Source organism: Pelotomaculum schinkii (assembly GCF_004369205.1).
Taxonomy (GTDB): Bacteria; Bacillota; Desulfotomaculia; order Desulfotomaculales; family Pelotomaculaceae; genus Pelotomaculum_C; species Pelotomaculum_C schinkii.
This window is the reverse complement of sequence record NZ_QFGA01000002.1, coordinates 50,335-74,255: the sequence shown is the minus strand read 5'-3', so window position 1 is coordinate 74,255 and position 23,921 is coordinate 50,335. Positions and strand designations below refer to the sequence as shown.

At 49.7% G+C, this 23,921-nt stretch carries 24 protein-coding genes and 1 riboswitch; of the genes, 12 read left to right on the top strand and 12 right to left on the bottom strand.

The genetic code is table 11. The features are described from left to right. The first annotated feature begins 16 nt into the window (after positions 1-16). Positions 17-200, top strand: a riboswitch (cobalamin riboswitch). Between the two features lie 292 nt (positions 201-492). Genes Psch_RS11325 through Psch_RS11300 form a run of 6 tightly spaced genes read left to right on the top strand, consistent with a single transcriptional unit; the run spans position 493 to position 5,667 of the window. Further along, the gene (locus tag Psch_RS11325; protein WP_190240368.1) at positions 493-1,560 is read left to right on the top strand and encodes a FecCD family ABC transporter permease; all 1,068 of its coding nucleotides are present in this window, start codon (positions 493-495) and stop codon (positions 1,558-1,560) included. A 9-nt stretch (positions 1,561-1,569) separates the two neighbouring features. Continuing rightward, positions 1,570-2,364, top strand: coding sequence for an ABC transporter ATP-binding protein (locus Psch_RS11320; RefSeq protein ID WP_190240367.1), 795 nt, complete (start codon positions 1,570-1,572; stop codon positions 2,362-2,364). A 15-nt stretch (positions 2,365-2,379) separates the two neighbouring features. Continuing rightward, positions 2,380-3,351, top strand: coding sequence for an ABC transporter substrate-binding protein (locus Psch_RS11315; protein ID WP_190240366.1), 972 nt, complete (start codon positions 2,380-2,382; stop codon positions 3,349-3,351). Positions 3,352-3,380: 29 nt separating this feature from the next. Continuing rightward, complete coding sequence (gene cobI, locus Psch_RS11310; RefSeq protein ID WP_190240365.1) at positions 3,381-4,097, top strand: precorrin-2 C(20)-methyltransferase; 717 nt, start codon at positions 3,381-3,383, stop codon at positions 4,095-4,097. Next, positions 4,031-4,933 carry an ABC transporter ATP-binding protein gene (locus Psch_RS11305; protein WP_345789077.1) on the top strand — a complete coding sequence of 301 codons (903 nt, stop codon included), beginning with the start codon at positions 4,031-4,033 and terminating at the stop codon, positions 4,931-4,933. Before cobI ends, Psch_RS11305 begins: the two co-directional genes overlap by 67 nt. Further along, complete coding sequence (locus Psch_RS11300) at positions 4,933-5,667, top strand: ABC transporter permease (protein ID WP_190240364.1); 735 nt, start codon at positions 4,933-4,935, stop codon at positions 5,665-5,667. The genes Psch_RS11305 and Psch_RS11300 overlap by 1 nt, the downstream gene beginning before the upstream one ends. Before the next feature lie 254 nt (positions 5,668-5,921). On the opposite strand, the gene Psch_RS11295 is transcribed toward Psch_RS11300, so the two are convergent. From Psch_RS11295 to Psch_RS11280, 4 genes are all read right to left on the bottom strand, one after another. Beyond that, the gene (locus Psch_RS11295) at positions 5,922-6,143 is read right to left on the bottom strand and encodes a hypothetical protein (protein WP_190240363.1); all 222 of its coding nucleotides are present in this window, start codon (positions 6,141-6,143) and stop codon (positions 5,922-5,924) included. 275 nt (positions 6,144-6,418) lie between these two features. Next, entirely contained in the window at positions 6,419-8,722 is a 2,304-nt protein-coding gene (locus Psch_RS11290) for a heavy metal translocating P-type ATPase (RefSeq protein ID WP_206663769.1), read from the bottom strand. A gap of 17 nt (positions 8,723-8,739) precedes the next feature. Next, positions 8,740-9,105 carry an ArsR/SmtB family transcription factor gene (locus Psch_RS11285; RefSeq protein ID WP_190240361.1) on the bottom strand — a complete coding sequence of 122 codons (366 nt, stop codon included), beginning with the start codon at positions 9,103-9,105 and terminating at the stop codon, positions 8,740-8,742. Between the two features lie 114 nt (positions 9,106-9,219). Continuing rightward, positions 9,220-9,987, bottom strand: a complete 768-nt coding sequence (locus Psch_RS11280) for an alpha/beta hydrolase (RefSeq protein WP_190240360.1) — start codon at positions 9,985-9,987, stop codon at positions 9,220-9,222. Positions 9,988-10,152: 165 nt separating this feature from the next. On the opposite strand from Psch_RS11280, the gene Psch_RS11275 reads away from it, so the two are divergent. Then, positions 10,153-10,773 carry a nitroreductase family protein gene (locus Psch_RS11275; protein ID WP_190240359.1) on the top strand — a complete coding sequence of 207 codons (621 nt, stop codon included), beginning with the start codon at positions 10,153-10,155 and terminating at the stop codon, positions 10,771-10,773. A 504-nt stretch (positions 10,774-11,277) separates the two neighbouring features. Here the strand turns inward: Psch_RS11275 and lepB are convergent. Both lepB and Psch_RS11265 read right to left on the bottom strand, forming a co-directional pair. Further along, positions 11,278-11,802 carry a signal peptidase I gene (gene lepB / locus Psch_RS11270; RefSeq protein WP_206663768.1) on the bottom strand — a complete coding sequence of 175 codons (525 nt, stop codon included), beginning with the start codon at positions 11,800-11,802 and terminating at the stop codon, positions 11,278-11,280. 331 nt (positions 11,803-12,133) lie between these two features. After that, positions 12,134-12,877: an arginase family protein gene (locus Psch_RS11265; protein ID WP_190240358.1), complete on the bottom strand. Its 744-nt coding sequence runs from the start codon at positions 12,875-12,877 to the stop codon at positions 12,134-12,136. Between the two features lie 92 nt (positions 12,878-12,969). Between Psch_RS11265 and Psch_RS11260 the strand changes: the two genes are divergently transcribed. The 3 genes from Psch_RS11260 to Psch_RS11250 all read left to right on the top strand — a co-directional run bounded on the left by Psch_RS11260 (position 12,970) and on the right by Psch_RS11250 (position 16,023). After that, positions 12,970-13,410: an NUDIX domain-containing protein gene (locus tag Psch_RS11260; protein ID WP_190240357.1), complete on the top strand. Its 441-nt coding sequence runs from the start codon at positions 12,970-12,972 to the stop codon at positions 13,408-13,410. Between the two features lie 91 nt (positions 13,411-13,501). Next, positions 13,502-15,424, top strand: a complete 1,923-nt coding sequence (gene nadE, locus Psch_RS11255) for an NAD(+) synthase (RefSeq protein WP_345789076.1) — start codon at positions 13,502-13,504, stop codon at positions 15,422-15,424. 35 nt (positions 15,425-15,459) lie between these two features. Beyond that, positions 15,460-16,023, top strand: a complete 564-nt coding sequence (locus Psch_RS11250) for a hemerythrin domain-containing protein (protein ID WP_190240355.1) — start codon at positions 15,460-15,462, stop codon at positions 16,021-16,023. Positions 16,024-16,112: 89 nt separating this feature from the next. Here the strand turns inward: Psch_RS11250 and Psch_RS11245 are convergent, their stop codons facing one another. From Psch_RS11245 to Psch_RS11230, 4 genes are all read right to left on the bottom strand, one after another. Beyond that, positions 16,113-16,649 carry a hypothetical protein gene (locus Psch_RS11245; RefSeq protein ID WP_190240354.1) on the bottom strand — a complete coding sequence of 179 codons (537 nt, stop codon included), beginning with the start codon at positions 16,647-16,649 and terminating at the stop codon, positions 16,113-16,115. 61 nt (positions 16,650-16,710) lie between these two features. Next, the gene (locus Psch_RS11240; protein ID WP_190240353.1) at positions 16,711-17,301 is read right to left on the bottom strand and encodes an aldolase; all 591 of its coding nucleotides are present in this window, start codon (positions 17,299-17,301) and stop codon (positions 16,711-16,713) included. Then, on the bottom strand, positions 17,295-19,088 hold the full coding sequence (locus Psch_RS11235; RefSeq protein WP_190240352.1) for an aldehyde ferredoxin oxidoreductase family protein: 1,794 nt from the start codon (positions 19,086-19,088) through the stop codon (positions 17,295-17,297). Before Psch_RS11235 ends, Psch_RS11240 begins: the two co-directional genes overlap by 7 nt. Positions 19,089-19,117: 29 nt before the next feature. Beyond that, positions 19,118-19,489, bottom strand: a complete 372-nt coding sequence (locus Psch_RS11230) for a hypothetical protein (RefSeq protein WP_190240351.1) — start codon at positions 19,487-19,489, stop codon at positions 19,118-19,120. A 201-nt stretch (positions 19,490-19,690) separates the two neighbouring features. Between Psch_RS11230 and murI the strand changes: the two genes are divergently transcribed. Then, complete coding sequence (gene murI / locus Psch_RS11225; RefSeq protein WP_190240350.1) at positions 19,691-20,488, top strand: glutamate racemase; 798 nt, start codon at positions 19,691-19,693, stop codon at positions 20,486-20,488. Between the two features lie 29 nt (positions 20,489-20,517). Here the strand turns inward: murI and Psch_RS11220 are convergent, their stop codons facing one another. Then, positions 20,518-20,718, bottom strand: a complete 201-nt coding sequence (locus tag Psch_RS11220; RefSeq protein ID WP_243120778.1) for a hypothetical protein — start codon at positions 20,716-20,718, stop codon at positions 20,518-20,520. 497 nt (positions 20,719-21,215) lie between these two features. On the opposite strand from Psch_RS11220, the gene Psch_RS11215 reads away from it, so the two are divergent. Continuing rightward, on the top strand, positions 21,216-23,054 hold the full coding sequence (locus tag Psch_RS11215; protein WP_190240349.1) for a polysaccharide deacetylase family protein: 1,839 nt from the start codon (positions 21,216-21,218) through the stop codon (positions 23,052-23,054). 7 nt (positions 23,055-23,061) lie between these two features. Here the strand turns inward: Psch_RS11215 and Psch_RS11210 are convergent, their stop codons facing one another. Further along, positions 23,062-23,913, bottom strand: a complete 852-nt coding sequence (locus Psch_RS11210; RefSeq protein ID WP_190240348.1) for a hypothetical protein — start codon at positions 23,911-23,913, stop codon at positions 23,062-23,064. Positions 23,914-23,921 lie beyond the last annotated feature (8 nt).

Here is a 23,921-nt window from a genome sequence, read left to right as displayed (position 1 = left end):
TGTTAGTATAATTTCAACAAAATAAGTTGTTGCAGGTGTCCCCATTTTTACGGGGATGAAAAGGGAACCGGGTGCAAGTCCCGGACGGTCCGGCCACTGTAAGTGTGGAGCCGCTCCAAATACCACTGGGTCAAGGCCTGGGAAGGTGGAGCCGGCAGCGAAACACAAGTCAGTAGACCTGCCTGGGCAAAAGTCACGTGCCTCCTGCCTCGGAAAGGAAGGCGCATTAAAGGGATCTATGAGAAGGTTTTAAGCCTTTTTTGGACAGCCCGGCTTTTGCTATAAGCCGGGCTTTTCCATGTTATATCTCCTCCTTTTCGTATGGTTTCCCCGCGCAAGGGGCCGGCAGGCGCAGCCTGCCGGGATCACTTTTCAAACAATAGTCAATTTTTTAATAGATCATGATTCCTCGAGCTTTCTTAAATGAAACCTTGACTGCTCAATTAACCGGATATGTCATTATCAAGATATCAATGCGACGGGCAGGTCTCAATGCAGCAGGAGTTTGTACTGAAATTCAAAAAAAAAGAGCGCCAAAGGCTTTGGGTGATAGTTTTACTGGCCGTCCTGCTGGTGGCCGCCTGCCTTTATTTTACCGGTCAGGGCGTGGTCAAGATTCCGCCTGCGGAGATAGCGCGGATTATATTCACATCATTTAGCGCCGGCAGCGCCACATCCGGAGCGCTGGATGATGTACACCAGGCAGTACTCATGGATATCAGGCTGCCGCGGATCATTGTAGCCGTTCTGGTAGGGGCCGGCCTGGGCGCCGCCGGCGCCGTTTTTCAGGGGCTTCTGATGAACCCGCTGGCCGATCCTTATACCCTTGGTGTTTCTACCGGAGCTGCTTTTGGGGCCACGTTGGCCATCTTCTTCGGGATCTATCTGCCTGGTGACCTGGCAAGCCTTTCCATATCATTATTGGCTTTGGCCGGCGCACTGCTTGCTTTGGCTGTAGTGTACGGTCTGGCTTTGGCTGACGGGGTTTTGGCTGTGACCAACCTGATTCTCTCCGGTGTTATCGTCAGCGCCATTCTTTCTGCGGCCATCAGCTTTGTAAAGAGCCTGGCCGGGGAAGGAGTGGGCTCAATCGTTTTCTGGCTGATGGGAAGCTTTGCCTCGCGGAGCTGGCATCATGTTTACCTGTGCCTGCCCGCGGTCCTGGTTGGCATTGCTGTTTGCTGCTATTTTGCTGACGACCTCAACGTACTCAGCCTGGGCACAAAACAGGCCAGGCAGTTGGGCGTCAATGACGGCCAGGTGACCACGATCCTGCTCGTGGCCTCGTCAATGATGACGGCGGTCTGCGTTTCTGTCTCCGGAGTCATCGGCTTTGTGGGTCTGATTGTGCCCCACCTGATGCGCATGCTGGTGGGTTCCGACCACCGCATCCTGCTCCCGGCTTCGGCCTTGGGCGGAGCCCTGCTCCTTTGTGGCGCCGATACCATTGCCAGAAGCCTTCTGGCCACGGAGATCCCGGTAGGTGTCCTTACAGCCCTGCTGGGCGGACCTTTTTTCTGTTATATTTTCAAGCTTAAAGCCAAAAAGCAGATTTACTAGGAGGCAGCCATGAAAGCAACTGCCCTGCTCTACACCGACCGGGTAACAATGGATTACGGAATCCAAGCGGCACTGCAGGAAGTCAGTATGGAAATCAGGCATGGTGGTTTTTACGGGCTCCTCGGGCCCAACGGCAGCGGCAAAACGACTTTAATCAGTGTGCTCAGCGGCGCCATGAAACCTACCTCCGGCCGCGTTCTCTGGCAGGACCGGGACCTGAGCGGCTATAGCCGCAGGGAAATTGCCCGGAGTTTTGCGGTAGTGCCACAGGATTATTATATAAATTTCCCCTTTTCCGTAACGGAAATCGTCATGATGGGACGCAAGCCGCACCTGAACCGCTTTGCCAGGTCTACCGGCGCCGACCTGGAGGTAGTGTACCGGTGTATGGAGGTATGCGGGATTATGGAACATGCTGAAAAGCCCATCACCAACTTGAGCGGCGGTGAACGACAGCGGGTGATTCTGGCGCGAGCGCTGGCCCAGACGCCGGAAGTGCTTTTTCTCGACGAAGCCACTTCCAATTTGGATATTTGCCACAAGATCGAGTTGATGAGCCTGGTGAAAAGAATGAATGTAGAGCAAGGCTTGACTGTAATTGCCGCGATGCACGACCTGAGCCTTGCCGGTATATTTTGTGATGAACTGGTCTACCTGGAAAGGGGCAAGGTGGTCTGCAGCGGTCCGGCAGAGCAGGTTTTTAACGAAGAAGTTATAAGCAAGGTTTTCAAAATCAAGGTGCAAATACAGAAAAACACCTGCAATGGTGTATATAACCTGTCGCTTTTGCCGGAACTGGCCTAAAAGGAGGAAAAGCAAATGTTTTTGCATCGTAGAAAGCTTATAATTTTGTTTATCTTCTTGCTGCTTTTTGGCATGCTGGCCGGATGCGGCTCATCCAAACCAACAGAGGAATCCGGCGGGATTGTCGTAGTCGACGACCTCGGCAAAGAAATCAGGCTTAAAGAAACGGCCAGGCGCATTGTATCGCTGTACCCGGCCCACACGGAGAACCTCTTCGCCCTGGGCTTGAGCGAGGAGATCGTAGGTGTTTCCGGTAATGAGACCTACCCGCCTGAAGCGCTGACAAAACCAGGGTTCAGCTTCCGGGGAGACCCTGAAAAGGTTATTGCCGCCAGGCCGGATCTGGTCTTAAGCAGGCCCTTTATATCAAACGCCAATCCCGATTTTATCACCAAACTGGAAGCCGCGGGTATACCAGTTGTGACCCTGTACCCGGAGAACATCGAGCAATTCTTTACGTATCTTCAGAAACTTGGCAAGCTAACCGGAAAGGAGAAGGAAGCCGGGGACCTTGTGGATGGCTTTAACAAGAAGCTGCAGGAAATCGAGGAAGTAGTCGAGCAAATTTCGCCGGAAGAACGAAAGAGAGTTTTTTTTGAAACCAACCAGGACGACCTAAAGACCTGCACGTCAGATTCAAACGCTGCCTTTGTACTGGAGCGGGCGGGAGCCGTAAATATTGCCGCGGACGCCAGGGCGGTCAGGGAGGGGAGTACCATTGCGGCTTACGGTCAGGAGCGGCTGCTGACCAGGAGCAATGATATTGATGTCTACATCGTGCAAAACGGTGAAATGAACCGGGTCAGGGAACAGGACGTCTACAACCGCCCCGGTTTCCGGATTATAAAAGCTGTCCAGGAACGACAGGTATATGTGTTGAATGAGGAAATCATGTCCAGGCCTACCATGAGGTTGTTGGAAGGTATCGTTGAGGTCGGGAGTATTTTATATCCCGATGTTTTCAAAGAACTGGGCAACGGCAAGTGATAAAGAATGTTAAAAGGGTGGAGGTTACCATGAAAGGCGTGTTTTACGGTATAGGCGTAGGGCCGGGGGATCCGGACTTGCTTACCCTGAAGGCGATAAAGTTATTGCAGAATGTGGATGTCATCATTGCGCCCCGTACGGAGAAAAAGGAGGGCAGCATCGCTCTCTCCATAGCCGGAAACTATATTCGGGATGACACCAGGATCCTTGAGCTGGCTTTCCCCATGGTATTTGACCGTAGTTTCCTGACAGAGGCCTGGGAGCAGAATAAAACCGTCATCCTGGATTTATTGCAGGAAGGGAAAAATGTCGCTTTCCTCACCCTGGGTGACCCGATGCTATACAGCACCTATATCTACATATACAGGCTGCTCGAGGGCAACGGGATTACTATTGAGACAGTGCCCGGTATTACCTCCTTTTGTGCGGCAGCCAGCCGTTTAAATTTTCCGCTGGCTGAAGGCAATGATATTCTCAGCATCGTTCCGGCCATCCTGGAAGAGGACAAAATAGCGACCGCCCTGTCATATTCAGATAACCTGGTCCTCATGAAAGTTTACAAGAATTACGAGCAGGTGGCCGGTCAGCTGAAAAAACATGGTTTTGACGGGGAAACGGTTATGATCAGCAGGTGCGGTTTTGAGGACGAGGAAATTACCTATACCCTGGAAGGCCGGGAATGCAAAATGCCCAATTACCTGTCTACCATATTGGCAAAAAAGCGCTCAAACGGCCGGTCACAATGATTATCCTGGAAAATGTTACAAAATATTACCGGCAAACAGCATCTGTCCAGGGGCTTAGCCTGCACGTCAAACAGGGTGAATTTTTTGGGCTGCTGGGCCCCAATGGGGCCGGCAAAACAACAACCATCCGGATGCTTACCGCCTTAACCATGCCGGCCGGAGGCAAAATCCAGGTATGCGGGTATCCGGTCAGCCGCAATAACACACGTTTCAAGAACGAGATAGGTGTGGTACCTCAACACCTCAACCTGGAGCCTGAGCTCACTGTGGTGGAAAACCTGCGCCTGCACGCCATGCTCTACGATATGACACGGCAGGAGACCAAGCGCAGGGTGGAAGAGTTGCTGGACTTTACAGGTCTCGAAGAAAAGGCGGACGCGCTGGTCAATACCCTCTCCGGCGGGATGAAACGGAAGGTTTTAATTGCGCGGGCGTTGATGCACAACCCGAAGGTCCTCTTCCTGGATGAGCCGACCGTCGGGTTGGATGTTTTTATCAGGCGCAAAGTATGGGATTTAGTGAAAAGCTTGAATGTCAGGGGTATAACCATAATGCTTACCACGCACTATCTTGAGGAAGCGGAAAACCTGTGCAGCCGGATCGGCCTTTTGAAAAAAGGCAGGCTGATCATGGACGGCACGCCCGGGGAACTAAAGCAGTTGGCAGGACATGTAGTGGTAGAGCAGTTTAAAAATGAACATACTGAACTGCGCCTTTTTCCAAACCAGCAAGAGGCTCTTAAGTTTGCGGAGCAACTGCGGGACTCTTTCTCAATCCGTCAGGCCACGCTGGAAGACGTTTTTGTTAAATTAACAGGGGAAAGGGAGAATGCGTGATGGCCGGTCTCAAGGCCGTGCTATGGCGGGAATTTCTCTTTTTTAAACGCAGATGGTGGACCATCACGGCCAGTTCAATGGTGGCGCCGCTTTTATATATGGTTGCTTTTGGCTGGGGTCTGGGTAAAACCGTAAGCCTCGGAGGAGTAGCCTACCTGGATTTTATCGTCCCGGGGGTCGTGGCCTTGAGCACCATGAATGTCAGTTTTAACGCCGTGGCCACACCTTTGTCCATTGCCCGCCTTTACGACCGCACCTTCGAGGAATACATGGTAGCGCCCATTACCATTTACTCTTTTACCGCGGCCAAAATTTTGGCCGGGGCGGCCAGGGGACTGTATGCCTCAGCGATCATCATGGGCCTGGCCTTGTTGTTTGGAGCCAGGTTCAATGTCGATTTACGGTTCCTGGTACTGTTGTCGCTCAACTGCCTGGTGTTTTCCAGCCTGGGCTTTCTGGCCGCGCTTAAAGTTAGGTCTCATCCCGATATGACCAGGTTCAACAACTTCCTGATCACGCCGATGATTTTTGTTTGCGGCACCTTCTTCTCGGTGGACCGTGTGCCTTTTCCCATGGACTGGGTGATTAAGCTTCTGCCCCTGACCCCGGCCAGCCAGGGACTACGCGCAGCAGCGCTTGGCTGGGAGCTGCCCTGGACAGCCCCGCTGTTGCAGCTGGCTTACCTGACTGTTTTTGTAGTCTGGGGGCTTAAGACCTGCCTGGAGGTTGAGTAGTGATATCGCTTGTCTTATTTGCTCGATTTAAAGTTCTTTAGCAGGGCGCTGTGAAAAATCTACCAGTATAAATTAAGAAATTTTACAGAAGAACTCCCGGCCGGGATTTTTTTTCTTTGTATTATTTTTGTTGATAAATAACGCCATTAAGAATCGGTATGTTTTTTAGTAAGATCTTACAGTTTCATACGGTGATTAGTAAAGATATAGTCTCCGGAGCTGAGTACTTGAGAACCGTTCCTTGTCGTACTTTTCTAATATGGCCCGATAAGAACACCGAAGCTCGCCATCCTGTATACAAAATTTTTAATCAGCTGGATAGCTACTTGTACAGAGAAAACAGGGAAAAGAAGAGGCAATAATAATGTTACTGTGTCTTGAAGGACTTTTTCCTGAATCAACCAAACAATGTAATTGTAAACAACATATACCTTTAAAGAGAAAAATAAATTCGACCAAAATGTCAGCATGGCCATTAGACTAGCCTCCTAATTTTTGAAATTACAGTACAGTTCTATAAATTTCTTAAAATTCCTTTAATTTCTATGTATGATATTATTAAAATTTAAAATATTTATATTTAATAGTATATTATGTAATATTATCGACTATAGAAAGGACAGGAAGATATCAGCTATTTTTCTTGTAAAGGCAAAACAATAACCCCGACTTTTTGGCGGGGTTATTGTTTTGCGACTATTTGCTGAAAAAATTATGCAATAGCTTCATGCATTTCTGCAAAAGGCATGTACTAAGCTACCGAGCTCCGGAACTTGTTCTGATCCGCCTGCAACAGGCGCATACCGTTTAAAATTACCAAAAGCGCTGCTCCTGTGTCTGCAAAAACCGCCATCCAAAGGTTGGTTATGCCTGCAAAAGTCAGGGCTATAAAGATCGCTTTGACCAGCACTGAGAAAGCAATGTTCTGTCTGATAATATTTATCGTGCTGCGGCCCAAGCGGATGATGTAAGGTATCCTGGCTAGTTCGCCGGCCATTAAAGCAATGTCGGCTGTTTCGAGGGCTGTATCAGTCCCTGTAGGACCCATGGCTATGCCGACTGTTGCAGCAGCCAGGGACGGAGCGTCGTTGATACCGTCACCAACCATGGCCAGCTTGCCGTATTGAGTCATAAGGGAGTTTACCACCTGCAGCTTGTCTTCGGGGAGCAAGCCGGCATGTACCTCATCCACGCTAAGGCTGGAGGCGGCCGAGGCTGCGGCGCCGGGGTTGTCTCCGGTCAGCATGACGATGCGTTCTATACCTGCCTGACGCAGCTCCTTGACCGTGTTCGCAGCGTTGTCCCTTAAGCTTTCGGCTGCGGCAAGGATACCTATGACCTCGCTGTCGGTCCCGATAATAACCGGAGTTTTTCCCTCTTCTTCAAGTTCATAGAGATTCTGGGCTAGTAGAGGTGGTATTTCAAGCCCTTGAAAAAGCCTGTGGTTGCCGGCCAAATAAGTGACGCCTCCGATCTCTGCTGTTGCGCCTTGACCGGGGTGAGAGCGGAAAGCCGAGCACTGTGGAATATCAAAACCTCGCTCTTTTGCCAGTCGCATGATGGCCTGGGCCAGCGGGTGCTCGGAGCAGGATTCAATAGCTGCGGCGATGCCGACCAGTTTCTCCCGGGTGTAGCCGGGAGCAGTGAAAATTTCTTTGATTTCCGGTCTGCCGGTGGTGAGGGTCCCTGTCTTATCAAAGGCAACCACCTTAAGTGAGCCGGCCTCTTCCAGGTATGCTCCTCCCTTGATCAGGACCCCTTTCCTGGCTGCGCTGCTGATAGCCGCCACTATTGAGACCGGGGTCGAAATGACCAGGGCGCAGGGGCAGGAAATCACCAGCAGGATCAGCGCACGTTCAAACCAGGGAGCAAAGGGCTGCCCGAAGACAAGTGATGGGAGCGAGCCGGTGAGGGCAGCCGCTGCAATGACCAGGGGAGTATAAATGCGGGCAAAGGCTTCCACGAAATGCTGGGAGGGCGCCCGTTGAGCTTGCGCTTCCTCAACCAGGCTGATAATTCTGGCCAGTGTATTGTCCCGGGAGGTCCTGGTTACCGTGATTTCCATGAATCCCCGGCCGTTCACCGTGCCGGCGTAGACTTTATCGCCGGGCTCTTTGGCAACCGGTAAGGATTCACCGGTAACGGGCGATTGGTCTACCTCGGAGCAGCCGGACAGGACGTTCCCGTCCATGGCGATACGCTCACCGGGACGTACCAGAAGGATGTCGCCGGGTAGTATTTCATCAATCGGAGCGCTGATTGTAAAACCGCGTCTTTTGACCATGGCTTCTTTAGGAGCGAGAGACATCAGCGCACGGATTGAATTTCTGCTCTTTTCCATGGTATAGTCTTGGAGCATATTGCCAAGTGAGAAAAGAAATACGACAGTTGCTCCCTCGGACCACTCACCGATGGCGACAGCCCCAGCTGCAGCGACGATAACCAGGAAGTTTATGTCCAGGCTGAAGCTCTTGAGGGCGTAAAGGCCGCTGCGTGCGGCTTTATATCCCCCCGTGAGGATACTGGCCGTATAAAGCGATGGCAGCACCGGTCCTTCTATGCCCAGCAGGGACAGTGCCAAAGCTGTGCCGAGCAGCAGGCCGGAGATGGCTGTCAGGATAACGCTCTGCTGGTAAAAAAGCCCTTTCAGCCCGACCGGCTTAACCTGGCCGGCAGCTTCAATGCCATACCCTGACTTCTTCACAACTTTGACAATATCGCCGGCCGGACAGGTATGCCTGACTTCCAGGGCGGCTGTTCCAAAATTCAATTGCACCGAAATGATACCGGGTAGTTCCCCCAGCTTATGGTGAAGCTTAGCCGCACAGTCCGCGCAGCTCAGTCCAGTGAGCCTGTAGCTGGAATTTTCAATATGGGAGGGGTTTGCCTGACCGGCTTCATAGCTGTTACCTGCGGTATCTACAGATGAAGGGGTGGCGTAGGGAATCTTTTGCTGCTCTGGTAAGGCGGCTCTACAACCGCAGCAGCCCAGACCACATGTCCCGGATGTATTTTTTTTGTTTTGCGGGTCTTCTAACGGCTCTGGTCGTAGCACTGGTAATTTCCTCCGCTTCAGGAATGGTTTTCGTTGTGTACCTGGTGACGCCTGGCTGTTTCCAAAATTGTGGCCACGCATTCGTCAGCAAGGCGGTAGAATACCATCTTGCCCTCCCGCCGGTACCTGGCCAGCCCCGAACTCCTTAACAAGCGCAGGTGGTGGGAGGCCGCCGCAACGGAAGAACCGATGATGCTGGCCACATCACAGACGCAAAGCTCATCACGGGACAAGGCATAGACGATCTTCAACCTGGTAGGGTCGGCCAGAGCTTTAAACAAAGGGGCGAGCTGCTCGATACCCTTGATCTCCCGCTTGAGGAGGCTAACTTTCTCTTCGTTAAAACAAAAGATGTCGCAGACGTCGTGGCTGGCTTTGGGCATGTCAATCACCCTCAATACATTAAAATACTTATTTGAATATTATAATATAAAATTATACGGTTTTTGTCACTACAAAGAAATTTCAAATAGTGGAAGCAGATTAAGGCTTTACGCTTAAGAGGGAAAATGTTCTGCCAGCCATGCCAACGTTATTTGCCACGCTTCACGGTAGTGCCGGGTAAACTGGTGGTCGGCCCGCGGTATAATCCTGAGCTCCTTCGGAAAACCTGCTGAACTGTAGATTATACGGGCGTTTGCAACCGGTACCACAGCGTCGCTTTGGCCGTGCAGAGCCAGCAGCGGCCGGGGGGCAATCATAGCGGCGCTGTGGGCCGGGTCATGCTGTTCCAGGTCGGTGAAAAATTTTTCACCGACCATGACCGTGCCGCTGTGATCTGTCAGGGGTATCAAGCTACCCTCCTTTGCATTTCCCCGTTCGCGGAAATCATTGAATAACTTTGACGGTTCGGCCGGGGCCGCCCAGGTACATACCCCGGCTACGCGCTTGTCCAGAGTGGCGTGGCATAAAACGGTAGTCCCGCCAAAGCTCCTGCCCAGGGTTATGAACTGTTGAAAGCCTGATTCCAGAACGTAATCAATGGAACTGGCGAGGTCCTCAATATGGCCGGTCAGGGTTATATCGGCAAAAATACCCTCGCTTTCGCCAGAACCGCTGAAATCAAAGAGGAGGGTGGCATAGCCCTTTTTGCCCATTTCTTCGGCCATGGCGACAGCCCTTCCACCACCTTCCTTGCTGCCGGTAAAACCATGGCAAACAATAACCAGCGTTCCACGGGCAGGACCGGAATATAACAACCCGGCAAGTTTCAAGCCCTGCTTGTTGGGGTAGCTGATTTTTTTCCAGGTCCAAATACTTGTCACAAAAAACACACTCCCTTCATTAAAATTGTAATCTTTCTCTTACATTTTAGAAAGCCCCAAACCACTGATGCAAAGTGCTACTTGGACCTTATATGTATTGACATGGTGAAAGCCAAAAAATACAATTTAATACAGAAAAAGCTGAGCAAAAGGGTTGGTGGTAAAATGGATATCAGTGCACTGATTAGGGAAAGGCGCAGCATACGGAAGTATCATGACAGGGAAGTGCCGCAAGAGGTACTTGCAAAGATACTGGAGGACGCGCTATGGGCGCCGTCGGCGCTCAACAGGCAGAATTGGCAGATAGTAGCCGTGCGGGGTGAACAGAAAGAAAAACTGGTGGAGGCTATCGCCAAAACCAATAAATATTTTAAGCCGCACCTTGAAAAGTTATTCCCGGAGAAAATGGTCAACATTACCCTGCAGTTTTTTAGGACCCTTGGCGGAGCCCCGGTAATCCTGCTGGTCTACATACCGAAGATAATTGTTGAAATACACCCGGAAATGAACAATCTCGAAAGGTATCAAAATGAACAAGGCAGGCTGCTCAGTTTTATTAGCGCTGCAGCCTTGATTCAAAATATCCTGCTGCTGGCCAAGGCCGAGGGATTGGGAACTTGCTGGATGACTGCTCCCAAGCACGTGGAGGACGAAATAAACGAAGTAATGGGCATAGAGGGAAAGGAACTTGTCTCGGTTATCCCTATCGGTTACCCGGACCAGAAACCACCTGCGCCACCCAGAAAGGACAATAAAGTCCGCTGGATCGGATTTGAGCAGAAGTAACGATAGGTGCAAATTCTACTTCTTCTGCATTCATGCAGAAACACAATGGTAAAGGTCATTGTTAGCTGGTTTTCGAAAAGCCGCATGCGTAGTGGGCTTGGGGTTATCCTCCGCTCTCTTCGCAATTCTCCATTTGTGAAACAAGAGCGTCATACCGACCGCATCTACAGACAGCCATCCGGTAGCTACGCGCTATTTTGGCTTTGACTTTAAGCTACGCATGCGCTAAGGAACGCACCCAGGTTAACCCCAAGCCCGCAAGTCAAGCCTTTTCGAGCAATATTGTTGAGACAGGTGGAGGCAAATGACGTGAAATATGTCTCCCCATGGTCACTCCCCAGTATGCATTTTCATTGGTATTATGTGATGAAAAATCAAGGTTGGTTCATTTTCGCACAAGTCTCCAAAACAATGTAATAAAAAAACAAAGCCGGCTTATACGAGAGGTTCCAGCTTTGTCTTATTCTCGGTATACAACCGGCTCTTATAGCTGGTCGTTTCTTTTTACAGGGTAAAAAAAGTGGCGCTGGAAAATGGGTAAAACCTTGCCACGGCCTTGCCGATGATGAGTTCCTCCGGCACCACACCCCAAAACCTGCTGTCGTAACTTTTGTTGCGGTTGTCACCCATCACAAAAAGGCTGTTTTCCGGTACGGTTATAGCCTTATAATCGTCTCTGGGTTTTTCCAGTTCATATGGTTCGTCCAGGGGGGCGCCGTTGATGTAGACAATCCCATTCTTTATAGCAACGGTGTCGCCGGGCAGGCCGATAACTCTCTTAATCAGGACCTCGTCCAGCTTGCTTGCGGGGGGCGCCTCGAATACTATCATGTCACCCCTGCTGATACCGCTAAAATGGAATGAAACCTTATCAATAATCAGCCGGTCGCCAATTTTCAAGGTGGGCAGCATGGATTCAGAAGGGATCCACCTGGCTTCCGCTACGTAGGCGCGTATACCCAGGGCAAGCAGAACGGCAAAAACCAGTGTGACGCCCCAGTCTATAATGTTCTTTCTTTCCAGATGCATAATAATCTCCTTTTTGAGGATGTTATGGTGCTATGTTAGATCAAGGATATTATGTTGTCAACTAGCATGCTTTTAAATGCTCTTAAATAGCTTTTGAATTCCTCCCGCTCAATTAATCGCTTTCAATAATTTTAAGAATCAGCAGAAACCATTAAATTGTTGTGCAATGCGTGCATTTATAAGTTTCATCCTCTTCCGGCGGCAGCGACTTGCTGGAGATGGTGAAGAAAAATTGAGCAGGCGGATGTCAAGGCAGGGATCTGCAGTTTATGTCTTGAATAACTGAAAGCTATCGCTTTTTTTTAAGCTTAAGAGGTTGGCCGAGGATGGTTTACCGTCCGGCGTCAAACCCCTCCAGCAGGGCTTTGACGCTTTTCCCAAGCACCTGGTGGTTGTAGCCCCCCTCCAGGACGGCAAAAAATTTGCCGCCGCAAAACCTGCGGGCGTGGCCGGCTATTAGCTTGCCGATAGTCTTGTAGTCCTCCGTCCTGAGGATAAAGCCCCAGTCCTTCATATGCATGTCAAAACCTGCCGAAACAGCGACCAGGTCGCAGTCGGTGTAGACGCTGAGACACTGCCTGAGCCCGTCTATACCGTACAGATGATAATAGCTAACCTCAGGGGCATCCTCATAAATATTGTCTGTTCCGTCCCCAAAATGGAGATCTATATCAACAATCAAGACCTTGTTGACGGCTCCCCTGCGGCGCAGTTTCTCAATGGCTATGGCTATATTGTTAAACCAGCAAAAACCCCAGCACGAATTTCTGCCGGCGTGGTGACCAGGCGGCCTGACCAGCGCGAAGGCCGGTTCGCCCCGGTATGCCAGTTCAGCCGCTTTAATCGCTCCACCTGCGGCAAAAAGGGCAACCTGGTAAAGCGTGCCATTGCCCTTTACATATTCAATATGGCCTGGCTGGTGGACCAGCAGCAGATCTGCCTCTTGTGCCGGATCAGGCTCGATAAATTCGTAAGCGCCGTGTAATTCATCAATGATGCAGTCAATTCTGCCCTTGGCGGCAGCGGGGTCATAGTCATAAACCAAACGAAATATATCATGATATACAACTTTCACAGCAAGTCCTCCGTATTTTTCAGATTTATTATAATTTTATAGCAGGAATGGGATATGATGGTATAGATATGTAAATATTTAAGGAGAGAAATATGCAAGGATTTAAACACAAGCTGCTGGCTGTAATGCAACACGTGGTTATGGTCTGCCAAGGAGAAGTCCTGCTGCTTCGTTATTCAGGCTATCAGGGCAATAGCGTGGCAGGTTTATGGGGTCTTCCCGGCGGACACTATATATCTGGTGATCCGGTGGATGACCTGCTGCGGGAGGTAAGGGAAGAAACCGGTTTGCGGCTTACAGGCGGGCTGGAGCTGTTAAAAACCTACGTAGTGAAGTTTCCCCACAGTTTCGAACGTTTTGGTGTCTTTTACCTGTATAGTATGGGTGATGGTTCCAAACCGGTGATCAACCTCAGCCATGAACATACCGAATTTAAGTGGGCTGGCCTGTCCGGGATCCAGAATACCACCTTTATCGGTCCTTACCATAAAGAGATTGTGGAAGCTGTGCTTTCAAAAGATAAAAAGTTATAATATAGCTTTTACTTGTTTCCAAATAAAAAGGAACATGCTACTATGGCAATAATAACAGCAACTAACTGGAAATTCTTGACCAGGCAACGAGGTGTCAACATTGATTAGAATTGCAATAGGCCAGATGGAAGTTATACCGGGCAGGCCGGATTTAAATAGCGCCACGATGCTGGACATGATCGGGGAAGCTCGCCGGGCGCAAGCCCAAATGGTCATATTCCCGGAGATGGCCATCCCTGGTTATTTATTGGGTGACACCTGGGAATATGAAGCTTATCTGAGGGATTGCGAGGAGTATGGCCGCAGGATAGTGGAAGCTTCAACTGATGGAATATGTGTGTTGTTCGGCAATGTAGGTGTTGACTGGGGGAAAATAGGGGACGACGGGCGAGTGCGCAAGTATAATGCTTTTTTTGCCGCTCAAGGTGGGCGGCTTTGTGGCGGTGAAAACTTTCCCTACCCGTTCAGGATAAAAACACTCCAACCCAACTACCGTGAATTTGACGATACCCGCCACTTTTACAGCCTGCGCAAGCTGTCCATGGAAGTAGACAAAACTATCGGAGAGCTTTTGCAGCCTGTAAATATTACTATCGAAGGTAAACCGGTCAGAGTGGGCTGTATCCTCTGTGAAGACGGCTGGAGCGACGATTATGCTGTAAAGCCGATGGCGTCCATTCATCGCAATGGACCGGTGGACCTGTTTGTTAATATCTCAAGTTCGCCCTTCACATTCGGTAAGAATGACAAGCGCAACCGTGTGTTTTCCAAGCAGGTTAATGAGACCGGGGCGCCTTTAATCTACGTAAATAATGTCGGCATCCAAAATAACGGCAAGACGATATACACCTTTGATGGTCACAGTACGGTTTATAACAGACGCGGAGAGATAGTGGACTTCTGCCGTCCTTTTTCACAGGAGCTGAAGATTATTGAAATAGACCTGGAAAGCGGGGGCGAGAACTTAGTTCCGGTCGAGGTACCCACGGATTGGGATACCGGGGCTATTTATCAGGCTCTTCATTATGGTATCAGTAAGTTCCTAGCCGCGATAAACATCAGGAAAGTGGTGGTTGGTCTTTCGGGGGGTATTGACTCGGCTGTAAGCGCCTGCCTTTACACCAGGGTGCTGGGGCCCAAGAATGTATATCTGGTCAACATGCCCAGCGTCTTTAACTCCCGGACCACGCGGGGGCTGGCAGCCAGGTTGGCCCAGAACCTGGGATGCATGTATACGGTTATGCCGATTCAGGAGGTTGTTGACTACACCTATAACCAATTGACTCAGACCCCTGTGGCCGACCTGACTGACGCCAGTGAGTTCAAGGTATCTGTGTCCGCCTTTGTCCTGGAGAATATCCAGGCCCGCGACCGCTCGGCCAGGATCCTGGCCGCCCTGGCTGCGGCGGTAGAGGGGGGCTTCACCTGCAACGCGAATAAAAGTGAAATGACCGTCGGGTACTCTACCTTGTACGGGGATCTGGCCGGGTTTATGGCGGCGCTGGGCGATCTCTGGAAGCACCAGGTCTATGATCTGGCCCGCTATCTTAACGAGCAAGTCTACCAGAAAAACGTGATACCCCAGGAGATCATTGACCTGGTACCAAGCGCTGAACTGTCACGCGAGCAGGATGTTGATCAGGGCAAGGGCGACCCGATTGTCTATCCTTATCACGATTACCTGTTCAGGGCTTTCATGGAACACTGGAAAAGGGCCGCCCCAGAGGATATATTGACCTGGTACGCGCAAGGATGCCTTGAAGAAAAGGTAGGCTGCCGTCCGGGCCTGGTAAAAGAACTGTTTCCGGGTCCCGCGGAATTTATTGATGACCTGGAGCGCTGGTGGAAGCTGTATACCGGCATGGGTGTGGCCAAACGCATTCAGGCGCCGCCGGTTCTGGCGGTAAGCAGGCGGGCCTACGGCTTCGACCACCGTGAAGCGCAAAACGCGGCTCATTTTACCGGCAGTTACCTGAGGCTAAAGCATGAACTCTTAAAGGCAGCCGGGGAGTAATATAAGAGTATTTTTAAGGTTTGGAGGTCTGGCAATTGGACTGGCTGAAAAGATTTCACGACGACCATGCGGCTTTGATGAGAATTATCAGCAAGCTGGAAGGAAACCTCAAGGACATTGAGTATGGTGAAGCAGGCGTCAATGTGATCTGGGAACTCAGGGAGTTCGTAGAACTGGTTCGCAATGTGGTGATTCCCCATTTCAAGGCGGAAGAGGAGACTGTTTACCCCGGGCTTTCCGAGGGCGCCGGTAAAGATCTCAGTGAGCTTATTGCCAGTCTATACGAGGAGCATAATCAGCTTTACGAGGCTTTTGACGGGTTTAACAAAGCGCTTCTTGATGTTGATTACCAGGAAGATAAAGCCGGCAGGGGCCGCAGAATTGCTGTGGAAATGGCCAGGTCCGGCAACATCGATAAGTTGGAGGTCCCTAAAAATTTTGATAAAATTTCTCAAGTAACGTCCCTGGAGGAAAGCGTAGATAAGGAAACCTTACTTCAGCACGGCTTCGTCATACTAGAGCTTTTGGAAAAACATTTGAAGATGGAAAAAGTGGCGGAGAAACTTGACGGTAGTGAGATAAACAGCAAAAAAGCATAATACACTTGAGAGTTTGATAGTATTCTGCGGGGAAAGTGATTTTAATATGTCTGTTAATATGTGTTTCCACGTTTAATTTACAGGTAAACTCAGAAGAACTTAATTGAAGGTTGCACAATAAGCATTCCTTCACCCAGTTCGAGCCTGGATATTTCCAGGTTATTCAGCAAAAAGCCCAGCTTTTTTTGCAACAGCTGATTAAAACCTGGAATTTGGTTAAAGTCAATGGTTATTTTATCTTCCTCAATCATAAGGTACTCCATCAGCCTGAGCAGGTTCTCCGGGGTTTCGGCGCGGGCTACCGGATCAGGGTCCATAACCACTTCCAACCTGGCTTTGATATTCAATCCTTGATAGGAAATCAGAACCGGACCCTGGAGAGGCAGTTCTACAAACCGGCTGTTACGGTTGAAGGCGAAGTTGCTTAGAGACATCACCAGGTTGACTTTATAAGTTGAAGCCTCTGATGAACATAAGGTAGCCTCAAGGTTAATCAGGCCCCGGCTTATTTTTAATTCAATATCTTGGACCAACCGGTTTTCTTGAATTAGGTTTTTCAAAAATTTATTGATGATTTCCTGGCGAATAGCCAAATTTCCGTGAATGAGATAGTCCAAAATACTCATTTTAGAAAAAATCTCTCCTAATTATCATTTTGCCGGCAGATCCATGATATAAGGTTCCTTTTTACCAGCTTGTAAACTTTTCGAATCGTTTTTCTTTCATCTCTCCATGGAGGCTCCGGGTCAGGCAAATAATCCGGCAGACCTGTTCCAGGCAGGAAGTCCACTGGTAGGCTTCCTCAATCATTTGGCCTACCGCGAAACTTCCATGTCCGCGGACCATCACAATTTTATATTCACTTAAAAGACCGGGTAGAATATTTTCCAATTCTTTAGATCCAATCGTATGCTCCGCCCCAATCACGGGGATTTTGTGCAACAGGTAAGCCCCTTCGGAATCAACGGGTATGATTTGATCTTCAAGCAGGGAAAGGGCAATTGCGTGGACCGGGTGGGCATGTACTACGGCAAGAGCGGAGGTCCCTTTGTAAATGGCCCGGTGGACACCGATTTCAGTTGAAGCCAGGATGATCTTGGAGTCGTTCTTGGCAAGCCCCGTTTCGATCAGGTCACGCTCTTCCAAATGTCCCAACATCGAACCCCGTCGCGTGATGACAATTCTATCCCCGTAACGCACACTTAGATTGCCGCTGTGCGAGCTGTTAAGGCCGCTAAGAAAAAGGTCTCTGCCAATCTTCTGAAAATCTTTCAACACGAGTATTCCTCCAATTCCAGCTCCTGTAATTTTTTAGAAGTGGGAATGCCTGCCGCATCCCAGCCTCTAAATCTGTAGTATTCAGCAAGCATAGGTTTTAATTCGACTGTTTTACCGAGGGACGGACCTTCTGCAATAGGTTCTTCCAACAGTCTCGGAGGGAGGGTGTCAAAGGAGGAATCCAGTCCCGCTTGTAAGTTATATAGTCTTTCCAGGGTCCAAATCCGCTCCCCGATGCGGTGCAGGTCCTGGGGCCTATAATCGACACCGGTTGCCGCGGACAATGCTCTGGCAAAATACTCCTCCGATACGGCCAGGTTAATAAAACGGCAGATGATCAGGCTGTCAACGGCAGCGTTGATGTTCTGCTGGGTGATGGTAAGACCGGCCTTACCGCCTGTGCTGAAACGATCCACCATCTTTGGAACCCCGAGCGCCTCAGGTCCAACCATATAGGCGCTCAGGTGGCAGCCACCCCTGTTGGAGGTAGCAAACCCCAGGCCCATACCCTGCATGCCCCGGGGGTCGTAAGCAGGCAGCTCCAGTCCCTTTACCTGCATACTATACTGGGAGAAGCCGCTACTATCAGCCATACGGCGTGAACCCTCCGCCAGCAGATCGCCGACTCCCTCCCGGCTGGCAATTTGTTTGATAGCCCGGAGGAGCCCAACCGCATCATTGAACTTTAGCCCTGTTTTGAGCAAGCCTCTCTCTTCAAGCTCCATAGCGCAGCCTATGGTTACCCCGGTGGAAATTGTGTCAAGTCCAAGCTGGTTGCAGAGATTATTGGCCTCGGCTATGACCGTTAGGTCGTCAATGCCGCATTCCGGACCCAAGGCCCACAAGGACTCATACTCCGGACCGGGTATAGTTGAAGCACCAATTTTGACCATCCGGGTACATTGGACCGGGCAGCGGTAACAGCCCTTGCGGCCGGCGTAAATAGTTTCAGCAATAGCTTCACCTGATATTTTGCCGGCATTGGCAAATTGTGAACCTTGAAAATTATATGAGGGGAACACTCCCAGTTCGTTAAAAAGATTTACCAGGACAGGGGTGCCGAATTCAGGCAAGCCCTTAGAGGTTATGGGGCTTGCTTGAATCCATTTGTCGGACTCGTAAACCATGAGGTCCATTTTCTCAGGGTGGGCAACCCTGACCTTCTTATTACCGCTGACAACGACAGCCTTGATTTTTTTTGCTCCCATGACAGCGCCCAGCCCGCCACGGCCCAGAGCCCGGTGAGCGTCATTCATGATTGCCGCAAATTTAACCTGGTTTTCACCGGCCGGGCCGATGCAGGCAACACTAACATCTTTTCCTAGTATGCTTATTATTTTGTGGTTGGTTTCAAAAACATCATTACCCCAGAGTTCGCCCGCATCTTCCAGGGAAGCTGCTCCGTCTTTTATCGACAGGAAAACAGGTGTAGATGCCGCACCTTCGATAATCAACATATCAAAACCGCATCTCTTTAATCTTACACCCCAGGTTCCCCCGGCATTTGAATCAAAAATCGTCCCGGTCAGCGGTGACTTGGCAGATACGCTGAACCTGCCCGAACCCGGAAAGTTGGAGCCCGTCAGGGGACCGGCGGCAAACACAAGCTTGTTTTCTGACCCAAGGGGGTTGCAGACTGCCGGGACCTCACGGTATATCATACGTGTTCCCAAGCCGCGGCCACCTAACCAATCCATCATAAGGGTTTTTTCTATTTCCTCTTCTTTAATAACACCTGTACTTAGATTAACTCTGAGAGCTTTACCAAACCATCCATATAAATCCATACTATAGCCTCCCTGGAACAAGCAGTTGATCAACTTTTGTTGAGATCTGGCTTCTTTTTCGAGCTTCTCCGGTATTTCTCGGGGAATAACTCAAGCTGATAGGTTGAGTCAGGGTATTTTTCCATGTAAGGAGTACTTTCGTTGTTACGGTATAGTTCTAGGGCCGCATAAAAGTTTAGATGAAGCCGTGAGCAGACATAGGAAAGAAGACACTGTCCCCGTTCAAGTATCTCCCCCTGGTGAAACCTGAATTGTGAGGCGCGTTTTCCTCTTGCCCGGAAATGAAAGTAGGTGGCTGATTCCTGCATTTCCTTGATCTTTTTAAATTCTGCTATTGTATCGGCGTCTTCGCAATAGGCCACCCAAAAACCTTCGCCGGCATACCATAGGTCATTTTCCATTTTATCAACGCTCATTTTGTTTTAGAGGTTCTCTTCGGGGCAAAATAAGTATTTTCCTGCTTTACTTTGGATTCCTCCCTGCAAGTACGCTTAAAAAATAAGTGTTGACGGTTGTAAGCTGCTGTAAAATCGTTTGACTTGTTCAATACTTAAGATCCCGCTATTATAAAGATAGGACTCTAGCCGAACGAGGTGTTTTGAGTGAACTGCACAGGTCCAATAGGCTTTTTTGATTCCGGCGTAGGAGGTCTTTCTGTGATGAAGGAAGTCCGGCGCCTCCTGCCCGGGGAAGACATGATTTATTACGCCGACTCAATTTACTGTCCTTACGGTGGAAAACCGCCCGTGATCATACGCGACAGGGTTTTTACAATCTGTGATTTTCTTATCTCCAAAGGTGTAAAGTTGATTGTAATGGCATGTAATACAGCTTCAATCACTGCCTTGGATGCGGTTAGGGAGCGTATCACTGTTCCCGTCGTTGGGCTCGAGCCGGCTGTAAAGCCGGCTGTAGCCGCAACCAAAAATGGGAAAATTGGAGTTTTGGCAACCGGAGTGACGCTTGCAGGGGAAAGGTTCCATTCGTTAGTAGAGCGGTTTGGGGAGACAGTTGAGGTTTATACCCAGCCTTGTCCGGGTTTGGTTGAACTGGTTGAGGCCGGTAAGTTGGAAAGCCCTGAAACCAGGACTTTACTTGCCCGCTATCTGGACCCGCTGCTGGCCAGAGGGGTTGACACCATTGTGCTCGGCTGTACGCATTACCCCTTTCTGAAGCCGCTTGTGCAAAAGATGAGCCATAGCGGGGTCTCTGTTATTGATTCTGGAGCCGCAGTTGCCCGTCAAGTTGCGAGACTGTTGCAAGGCTGTAATCTCGCTGCGGATATAAGTGCGTCCGGCCGGGAGCATTTCTTTACGAGCGGTGAGCAGGAGGAAGTGCAAAGAGTAGTGCGCTTATTATGGGGGGATCGCAAGCTGGTAGTGGAGCAGGTTAGACTTTAAATAAATGCCGGCCCTTTAAGGGCCGGCATTTATTTAAAGCGATTAGATTGTACCTTTTTCTGGTAATTCTTGTGCGGTTGGGCCGGCTCTTCATCAAGTTTGATCGTCTTGATAGCCTCGTAGATCAGTACCGGCTGACCATTTTCAACTCTGATTTTCATGTCGCCCCACCCCAGTTCGCGGATAAACTGTATGATCTGCTTTTCCCTGCTGCTTAGGCAGTGTACCATAACAGTACCTTCTCTCATTGTCAAGTTCGTATAAATTAAATATAATAACTATACAAATAATTCTGTATTGGAGCTGAATTTCCTGCTTGCTCATGAAAAATTTATATTTTTGTACAATATTACAAACATAGATGCAGCGGTGGAAGTCATTATTGTTGGGTTTAACCAAAAAAAGGACCTATAAGCATTTAATACCCAAAATCTACTAAAATAAAAGGGAAAGGAAACCTGCATGGGGCCTGCCGCTAAAGATGCGGCAAAAAAGTATGGTATTTCCGGGCCGGACAATAGACGCCGGTCTTTTGTGCGACTATTCACATGCTTTATATCAAAGCAAGGGTTTAAAAACTAGACAGCTATAGTTAATTACGTATTATTCAAAGATTTTTTAATTATAAACGCTATTTTACATTCTATTCGAATATGGAGTAAAATAAGGTTTAGGCTTTATTAATAATACTATCGATTAAACCAAAAAAGGGTGAACCTGCTGAATAATGAATGGTAACTATAAAATAATTATATTGTTTATATGCGTTTGCCTATTTACACTGCTGCTCACTCCAACGGAAATCCTCCATAATTCCTGGGCGGAGCCGAACGAGACGATTCGTGTAGGCGTTCTTGCAGGCGAATTGAAGTCCGAACAGGATACACTGTTGCTCTCAGCTTACGAGCAGATCTTGAAGGAAGAGGGGTTCCCCTGCCAGGTGGTAAAACCTGGTGACCTGGTTAATAGTGCAGGGGAAATCCAAATTAATTATGATGCCTTGATAGTCCCCGAAGTTATCAATGCGACTATGCCTGAGGACTTTTCTCAAGCTATAAGTTCCTATGTCCGCAGCTATGGGCACGACGTCTTGCTGGTCCTGGATCCGGCCACAAGAACAGCCGGGGGGGAACTTCGCCAGGCAGGACTGTTGTCGGAATTAGCCGGAGTCAAGTATTACCAGCAAGCGCCGGAGGACCAGCAGACAACCTATTCCGGTTTCTGGTATTTTTCTTCAGCCGGCAAGGGCCGTGAATGGGGGATAACACCCGGGAAACTGGATGGAGACAATGCCGTCAACAGCTATTCCTACGGGAAGCTGAAGTATGAACACGCCAGAGCTGTTAACCAGGATGCCGATATTGTGGCCTTTGACCGGGTGGACGGCTCGGAAGTGCCGGTTATCACAGAAAAGCAGTATGCCGGCGGGGGAACCGTAGTATACGCCAACCTGCCCCTGGCCAAGTACAAGTTGCGCTCGGATGACCTCGCGATCAGGTCTGTTCTTCGCAGTTTCCTGATTAAGAAGGCGCGCCTGCCTCGCCTGGTCAACAGCCCTGGAGGGGCGGGAGGATTAGTCTTCAACCTGCATATATGCAGCGGCGCCTACTTCAAGGCCTTAACAGTTATGATGATGCAGGGTATTTTCCAAAAAGAACTTCCTTTTTCCATACATATTACGGCCGGTCCGGATACTTATAAACTGGGCGATCATATGGGTTTTTCAGCTGAGGACAAGCTTAAGGGGCGACCGCTCCTGGAAATGCTGCAGGATTATGGTGAGATCGGCTCGCATGGCGGCTGGGCGCACAACTTTTTTGCCTATAACATGCAGTACCTGCCACAGGATCAAGTCGTTGAACTAATCAGGTGGAATTCTGAGGCGCTGGAGGCGGTTACCGGCAAAAAAGTGGTGGAATACAGCGCCCCGGGTGGTAATCACCCTTACTGGGTTAATCAGGCGCTGGAAGAAATGGGGGTTAAAGCCTATTATTTTGCTGGTGACACCGGTTCCAGCCCCACTCAGCCGTTACTGGATGACAAACCGACTGATGGAACAACCTGGGCCTTTCCCATTACCCCTTACCGGCAATTTGCCTCCCTCGAGGAGATGGAAAGGGGACATGTGTCCCCGGGGGAAGTCAAACAGTGGCTGGAGGACCTGGTAGAATTCTCAGCGCAGGAAAGGTCAATCCGCATGGTCTATACGCATCCCTCATATGTGTCCTTTGAACTGGATGCAATGCGGGCATTGGAAGATAAAGCGCTTGCTGAGCAGGAGAAAGGCAGGCTCAGAGTTGAGCCGATGAGCCGGTTTGCTGATTTTCTCAACCGGCATGCCGCCACCAAGTGGCAGGTCGAAAAGCTGGAAGGTAACGGGTTTGCCATTAATCTCGAAAACCCGGACGGATTAAAGGATATGACAGTGGCTGTTTACGTGGGAACAGACCGCAAAAATTACGTCATTGGTGAATCTATAACGACCGTCCAGGAAGACGACGGATGGCTCTACCTGACAGTCAACTCGAACGAGAAGGAAAAGCACCTGGAGGTTTATATAGATTAAAAGGACGCTATGCTCCACGCACTGCGTCCTTTTCTTCCTTAAAACAAGCGGGGTGGCCAACAATGACCTGATCATTGACGTACCCATAAAATGTGCGGTCGCCCGCACCGACAACCTGACCGCAGATCGAACAAGTCCTCTTTTCATCCCTGGCGTTCAGGATTACCCCTTCGATCTTGGAGGAGTTCCAGCTTACTACAAACGTTTCCAGCGTACTCTTTAAAGGTGTCACCGGGGTGCAGGCAGGATGGAAGTACCTGCGTATGCGGCGTCCGTTTTCCCTGAAGCGGTAAACGACAACCGGTGAATATGGCCTGATTTTTTGACGGCACTGCTGGCAGGAGCGGCTATGGCCACCGTTGCATTTAAGAATATAACGGGTTTCGGCAGGTTTGCGCCTGACTTCACGGTCTTTCCAAAAGATTTGGCGCCCTGGTTCTGCCCCTACCCATTTTTCAATAAGGCTGTAATACTCCCGGTAATTACGCTCAACCAGTTGAAGTTCAGGAGGAAAGCCGGCCTGGACAGCCTGGGTGTGAAAAAAATATTCTGCGAGGTCATGGGCAAGCCCGTCAATTTTGCCTGTATCCCAGGTGTAACCGCTCTCGGTCAACCAATGGTGAAAAGTATTAAAAATATTGCCGGAGCACACCACCAGCCGGTCATTTTTCTGTACGCCTGCCTTTTCCATCAGGCCGGTTAACTGGTTGCATGCCTTTTCCTCAAGGCTGAATCCGTCATCCCAGGTCAAGGGCAGAGCAGTGGCAAATATTTCTCTTGTCTCCTCGCATACAAGCACCAAAATTTCAGAAAAAGCGCGACAACCGCCGCCGGCATCCTCAACATGCCATTCCTTCACAAAGCCAA